7 protein-coding genes are annotated in these 6,870 nt (G+C 42.2%); 5 read left to right on the top strand and 2 right to left on the bottom strand.

All coding sequences use genetic code 11. The features are described 5' to 3' along the window. Positions 1–495 (bottom strand): azurin (azu, locus tag ABIO93_RS31355; protein ID WP_348073990.1); only part of this gene is annotated, 495 nt, incomplete at its 3' end. Between the two features lie 104 nt (positions 496–599). Beyond that, complete coding sequence (locus ABIO93_RS31350) at positions 600–1,202, bottom strand: hypothetical protein (RefSeq protein ID WP_348073989.1); 603 nt, start codon at positions 1,200–1,202, stop codon at positions 600–602. A gap of 103 nt (positions 1,203–1,305) precedes the next feature. Between ABIO93_RS31350 and sucD the strand changes: the two genes are divergently transcribed. From sucD to ABIO93_RS31325, 5 genes are all read left to right on the top strand, one after another. Beyond that, complete coding sequence (sucD, locus tag ABIO93_RS31345) at positions 1,306–2,184, top strand: succinate--CoA ligase subunit alpha (protein ID WP_348073988.1); 879 nt, start codon at positions 1,306–1,308, stop codon at positions 2,182–2,184. Positions 2,185–2,244: 60 nt separating this feature from the next. Continuing rightward, the gene (locus tag ABIO93_RS31340; RefSeq protein ID WP_348073987.1) at positions 2,245–3,426 is read left to right on the top strand and encodes a DUF4271 domain-containing protein; all 1,182 of its coding nucleotides are present in this window, start codon (positions 2,245–2,247) and stop codon (positions 3,424–3,426) included. 41 nt (positions 3,427–3,467) lie between these two features. Continuing rightward, entirely contained in the window at positions 3,468–4,250 is a 783-nt protein-coding gene (locus ABIO93_RS31335) for a uroporphyrinogen-III synthase (protein WP_348073986.1), read from the top strand. Between the two features lie 130 nt (positions 4,251–4,380). Beyond that, positions 4,381–5,358: a type IX secretion system membrane protein PorP/SprF gene (locus ABIO93_RS31330; RefSeq protein WP_348073985.1), complete on the top strand. Its 978-nt coding sequence runs from the start codon at positions 4,381–4,383 to the stop codon at positions 5,356–5,358. Between the two features lie 356 nt (positions 5,359–5,714). After that, a complete protein-coding gene (locus ABIO93_RS31325) occupies positions 5,715–6,788 on the top strand; it encodes an SUMF1/EgtB/PvdO family nonheme iron enzyme (RefSeq protein WP_348073984.1) in 1,074 nt (357 codons plus the stop codon). The last annotated feature ends 82 nt before the right edge of the window (positions 6,789–6,870 follow it).

Here is a 6,870-nt window from a genome sequence, read left to right as displayed (position 1 = left end):
TTCAACGATAAAGCTACCTTTCATTAATGCATAATGTCCAGGGAAGCTGCAGATGAAAGTATAAGTTCCTTTCGCAGGAGCTGTAAATTCGACTGTGTCGCTTTCACCACCACCAACAAGTTTGGTATGTGCGATGATGTTCGCTTCTTCTGATTTAGGAATGTACTCAGTTTCTCTGGCAGCAGCAGCTTTTGAACCAAACGCAGCCACATCAACACCTGGCTTCAAAAGAACCCAGTTATGTCCCATCGCAGCTTTTGCAAGCTTACCTGAGTGAGTAAGCGTAAGTTTCACTTTTTGTCCTGCCTTTACTTTAATTTCTTTCAGGTCGAACTGCATTGCATCACTACCTTTTATAACGATGGTCTTAACTTGTTTCACATCGTTTGCCACTGTGCTGGCAGGAGATACTTTTGCCTCAACAGGGGTCATTGTAACCGCTCCGAAAGCCAAAACTGAGGCAAGAAGCATTACGCCATACTTAGTCGTTTTCATATTCCGAGTATTAGTAAACTTGTTTGTTTTAAATTAACCGATGCAATTTACGACACGGGTTTTTAAAAATATAATCCATTAACAATTGTTTGGAAACTAAAACGTCAGAACAGGATCTTATATTGGTCCCTGACCGCCCTACCCACACAAATCAGCGAAAGTACCATCATGTAATGGTTAATATCCACCGGGTCCATGGGAATGGGCAGCCTGCCCGACTTGGTCGAAAGCGCGAGGAGCATCATTGAAAAAACAACCCAGAGCGCACTTTTCTGACGGCTCGCTAAGCCCACGCAGGAAATGAGCAATGTAATGAGAATACAAAGGGATTTGATGATAAGCCCAACGTATTCCACGCCGAACCAGGTAATGCAGTAAAACAGCAATAGTCCCAGGCCAAGGGTCGAGAAAAACAGGTAGTGACCGCCTTTGTATCTCATAATGAGGCACCATGAGCCGGATACCAGGCAAAAAGCACCCAGGGTCATCTCCCCCGCGACCACTATTTCGCGAAGCTTTTCAAGACTTTGTACACCCGCATAAACGAGCAGATCTGTGAGCGCGACGAGTGAAATGCTGAACAGGAATATTCCCCAGAGCCGTTTCGTAATGGCAGGCTGCTGATTAAAATACCTAAAAAAAATAAACAGACTGGTGAAGCTCAAAACAAGATTGGAAAATATATGAGGATTGCTAAGTATATCCATAAAGTGGCGTCCTATTATCAAAAAAGCAATTTACAAATTCTGGCTACATTTTGCTACTTCGTGCTTTTCGTTCTACTTTTACCAAAAAAACTGATTTACCAACATGAGCGTTTTAGTTAATAAAAATTCTAAGATTATAGTTCAGGGATTTACGGGTTCGGAAGGGTCTTTTCATGCCCAGCAGATGATCGAATACGGTACTAATGTTGTAGGCGGGGTAACCCCTGGCAAAGGCGGGCTATCTCATTTGGAAAGACCTGTTTTTAACACGGTTGACCTCGCGGTTCGCGCTACCGGTGCTGACGTATCTATCATTTTCGTTCCACCGGCATTTGCTGCTGACGCAATCATGGAAGCCGCGGATGCTGGTATCGGCGTAATCGTTTGTATCACAGAGGGTATCCCTACCAAAGACATGATGCAAGCGAAAGAATATATCAAAAATAAGAATTGCCGTTTGATAGGCCCTAACTGCCCCGGGGTCATTACTGCAGAAGAATGCAAGGTTGGTATCATGCCAGGCTTTATCTTCAAAAAAGGAACAATCGGAATCGTTTCAAAATCAGGTACCTTGACTTATGAGGCGGTTGATCAGTTGACACGTGCCGGATTGGGACAAACTACTGCAATCGGTATCGGCGGTGACCCTATCATTGGAACAACTACCAAAGAAGCGGTTGAATTGTTGATGAATGATCCTGAAACAGAAGCGATCGTAATGATCGGTGAGATTGGCGGTAGTATGGAAGCTGAGGCTGCACATTACGTAAAATCAACAGGCAACAGAAAACCGGTTGTAGGATTTATCGCTGGACAAACTGCTCCAAAAGGTCGTCGTATGGGCCATGCTGGTGCTATTATCGGCGGCGCTGACGATACAGCAGAAGCTAAAATCAGGATCATGAAGGAATCAGGTATTTTTGTAGCTGAATCACCTGCCCTGATCGGTGAAACGATGTTGATCGCTCTTGGAAAGAAATAGTTACCTGCTTACATATAACTTGATAAGAGGGCTGGGGTAACCCCGCCCTTTTTTATAAAAATGAAGTCCATATTTTCACCTATTTATTGGGCTTTTTTTACCGCACTTTCGCTAGTCGGAACGTTTGCTCAAAGCGCCGACAAGGCCACACCTCCTGAGCGATTTTTCCCAATTTACAATTATCAGAACGACTGGCTGGTTTACAACAGTCAATACAAAAACTATGTCCCTTTCTCACAGGGAGTCAACGAAGGCGCCCGCTTTGTAAGTCTTTACATTGATCTGGTCAAAAACAGAAGGTACTCCCTGCTCCTGAATGCCGACAATGAAAGTTACCTGTTTCTGGAAGGTGCACTGCAAAACAAGATCAGCGCTGGCCAATGGCAGCAGCTGAACATCGACAGCCTCCACAAGATTTATAAAAAGGACGAATTACTTCTAACAATCTATGGAAGCCCGGGGATAGGCGACAAAAGTGTACTCCTCTGCAATGAAAAAAAACTGAACGAGAAAGGTATTACGGCTAATACCAGTTCTAATTTCATCAACATAAAACCGATCTCTTTTTCACCGTTCGGAAACTTCGCGGCCATTGCGCTGGTCATCATGCTGATCCTGAATGCGTGGATTTTCAACCTGAACCCGCTGTCTTTTATCCGTTTGATAAATCCAATTGAATTCTTCAATAATGATCCGCGGGATCAGCTTTCAAAAATCAATAAACCATATAGCAATACGGTTATTTTCTTTGTCATTATCAGTTCGATGATGATGAGTTTCCTGGTGTTGTTTTTCACAGCCAACAAGCTTAACCTGTTTTCAGTAAGCACTATTTTATCAGAGAAATCCAATACCATTCAGGTTTTGGGCGACTTCTCCATGCTGACCTTGATCTTTTTCCTGCTTATTTACGCAAAATATATATGTATGGTACTGGCAGGGAATATGCTCAATCTTGACAAACAGGTCGATATTATTTTTATTAAAATAGTCCAATCGTCCTATCTGTTTTACGCAGCCGTATTTTTGCTGGTTTTCACATTGGGTTTCAATCATATCAATTGGCTGGATGGGATAAGATCGTATATACTTTTGCCCTTTATGTTTTTCTATATTGCGCGCTTCTTAGCACTATACGTTGTAACCAAGCCCCCCGGTGCGTTGATTAATCTGTATTTATTTTCTTACCTTTGCGTCATTGAAATAATCCCGCTAATTGTTAGTATAAAATTCGCATTATAGCCAACAATGATGTTTCGGGAATAAACTAATGAGGATTATACATGAGTGATACCATCAATTTTGATCAGGAGCGGCTTAAAAAAGTAACCAGTCTATTAGTTAGTCAATCCAGACCAGTCGACGAGAATTCACCTTACTATGAATTAGCCAAAAAGTATAATATTAAAGTTGATTTTCGGCCATTCATACAAGTCGACGGCGTTTCTTATAAAGACTTTCGCAAGCAAAAAATTAACATTCTGGATCATACGGCGGTAATCTTCACAAGCCGTAATGCCATTGATCACTTTTTCCGGATCTGTAATGAAGGCAGGATCGAGGTGCCGGCTACTATGAAATATTTCTGTATTTCAGAACAGACCGCCAACTACCTGCAAAAATATATTGTGATCCGTAAAAGAAAGATTTTCACAGGTACCAAGACGGCTACTGAACTGATTGAGCTGATGCGTAAGCACAAAAAGGAGAAGTTTTTGTATCCCTGCTCAGATGTAAGAAAGAATGATATTCCTGAATTTGCTGACACAGAGGAGTTTCATTTCGTTGAGGCAACCATGTATCAGACGGGTTCAGCGGATCTGTCGGATCTGGAAGACGTTTATTACGATATCATTGCTTTTTTCAGTCCGTCGGGCATCAAATCGCTTTTCGACAACTTCCCTGATTTCAAACAGAATGTTACACGGATTGCAGCTTTCGGCCCCACGACGGCGAAGGCCGTTGAAGATGCAGGGTTAATTCTTGATATTCAGGCGCCATTACCCAATGCACCTTCCATGACAGGAGCACTTGATCTTTACATTCGAAAGGCCAATAATATTTGAGTTTGGCCCCATTAAAAAGCCCTGGAAAATTTCCAGGGCTTTTTAATGTTTATATCAATTTTTTTAAGCAATATGCGTTATGAATTAAATCCCAAAAATACCCGCGTGTTCCTTAAACAACCCAACAGGCATGACTTTGACGTTTACTATTCGAAGTACTAAATATATCCGGCTGATCGCCATTTTGTTCCTCATACCGTTTTGTGCAGTTGGCCAGAAAGATGCTCAGTTTAGTTTATTTTCCTTAAACCAGCTTTACCTTAATCCGGCCGCAGCGGGAGCAGACGGACTTACCAAATTCCAGATCACCCACAGAACACAATATTCAGGCTATCAGGGTACCAACACGGACGATACTGGCGGTGCGCTTTCCACGCAACTGGTTTCATTCAGCATGCCTTTCAAGAATTTTGGCGTCGGCTTTTACGCGTTGAATGATAAAAGCGGGCCACGCACCGATCAGGATTTCAAAATTTCTGCGGCCTATCATATTCCTTTTGCCGGTGGCCAGTTTCAGGTAGGTGCCAGTGCCGGGCTTTTTCGCCAGGCTATCGACTACGGTAAATTAAGAGCTCGTGATCCCGACGACCCATTGATCCAAACCGGCGTTATTTCAGAGATTAATCCCGATTTCGCGGTGGGCGCGCGATATGAAAATGAGACATTCTATGCAGGTGTTTCATTAAATCACTTTTTGAAACCTAAATACCAGCTAGGCTCCGAAACAGCCACCAATCCACTTCCAAGAACATTATATTTCAATGCGGGTGTTAATATCGAATTAGGATACTTGCTTGACATTCAACCTATTGTATTGGTAAAATCAGATATCAGCACCATTTCTGTTGAAGGCGGGGCAACTGTAACCTATAACAAGCGCTACTGGATCGGAGGTACTTACCGGCAGCAGGATACCTATTTTATTATCATGGGAGGAATTTATCTTTTATCAGACCAATCACTCAGGCTATCAGGAGCTTACGACATGGTGATCGGCGGGGATAATTCCAAGTCACCTTCTTCATTTGAAGTAATGCTGTCATATGCACTGCCGTCTCCCAAGTTTGGCAAGAAGACAATTATCAGAACGCCGAGATTCCGGTTTTAAGTATTCAGGCGTTTAACCTCGATTTATATTAATATTTTATCTGGAAATTATTAAAAAATCAAGAATTAACGGTTTAATCACTGTTTTTTGTAATCCAGTTGGTAGCTGGTGTGAACCAGTTTGCAAAACTTTAATTTATATTTGTAAAACAATCGTGACTTATACCATTTATCATTTTCCTACGTTAACTCGATAAATGCTTGATTTAGTAATGGATTCAGATATCTTCGTTACAGATCCGTTACATGATTATCACCCGTTTTGATTGATATTTTTGTTTTATTTCAAGTATACTATATAGCATTGGTCGACGTTTTTAGGCTAACATTTTATTATTCAAATTTTACAAAACCACTATGAATGTGAAAGTGTTCTATCGGGATGGAGTCAAAAGCCTGCTTTTGGTAGCCGCTCTTATGCTCATGCAGAGTTGCGGATTTATCAAAAGTAAGTTTGGCAAGGGAGGAAAAGAGGAAAGCGGTATTTCAAATGGAGAAATTACAGCAACTGCCCGTAAAGGCTTTAAGCAGACTACACCTGCCGGTATGGTTGTAATTCCTTCCGGATCTTTTGTAATGGGTCAGGCAGATGAAGATATTGCGTCGTCTATGAACAATATGAACAGGCGCGTGACGATCAGTTCTTTCTTTATGGATGACACTGAGATTACAAACAATGAATATCGCCAGTTCGTGAATGCTCTTCTTGTTGACTCTGTATCTGTTTTGGGCGAAGAAGAAATTATGTCCAAATACTATCCCGATACAACAGTCTGGAAAAAAGATTTCGCCTATTCTAACGGAGATCCATTTGTAGAATACTACTATCAACACCCTGGATTTGATACTTATCCTGTGGTAGGAGTAAGCTGGATAGGAGCCGAATATTTTGCAAAATGGCGCACCAATCTGCTTCACGATTTTCAAAACAAAGAGGGCCAATTCAATTCAACCGGTTTCCGTCTTCCTACCGAAGCGGAATGGGAATGGGCAGCAAGAGGTGGCCGCGCAGTGGCCAAGTATCCATGGGGAAATCCATATACGATGAATGCCAAAGGATGTTTTCTTGCTAACTTCAAACCACAACGTGGAAACTACGACGCTGATGGTTACCCATATACCGGTCCTGCAAATGCTTACAATCCCAACGATTTCGGCCTTTACAATATGGCTGGTAACGTAGCAGAATGGACATCAGACGCATACACCGACAATGCTACGGCCATTGTTTGGGATATGAACCCGGAATATAACAATCCTGACGAACCACGGAAAGTAATTAAAGGAGGTTCCTGGAAAGACATTGCTTACTACCTGCAAACCGGTACCCGTACTTTCGAATTCGAAACCGAACGCCGTGCCTTCATTGGTTTCCGCTGCGTAATGGATAACGTCAACGACCGCGGTGGATCCCGTGCCCGTCGTCGCTAAATATAATCACAGATAAAAAGAAGCAGCGTTTCATACTCTGCTTCTTTTTTACGATCTCCTCAAATCAAATAATACTTTCTAA

It is taken from the genome of Dyadobacter sp. (assembly GCF_039919315.1).
Taxonomy (GTDB): domain Bacteria; phylum Bacteroidota; class Bacteroidia; order Cytophagales; family Spirosomataceae; genus Dyadobacter.
Note: the sequence above shows the minus strand (reverse complement) of the source record. Positions and strands in the feature narration are given on the sequence as shown.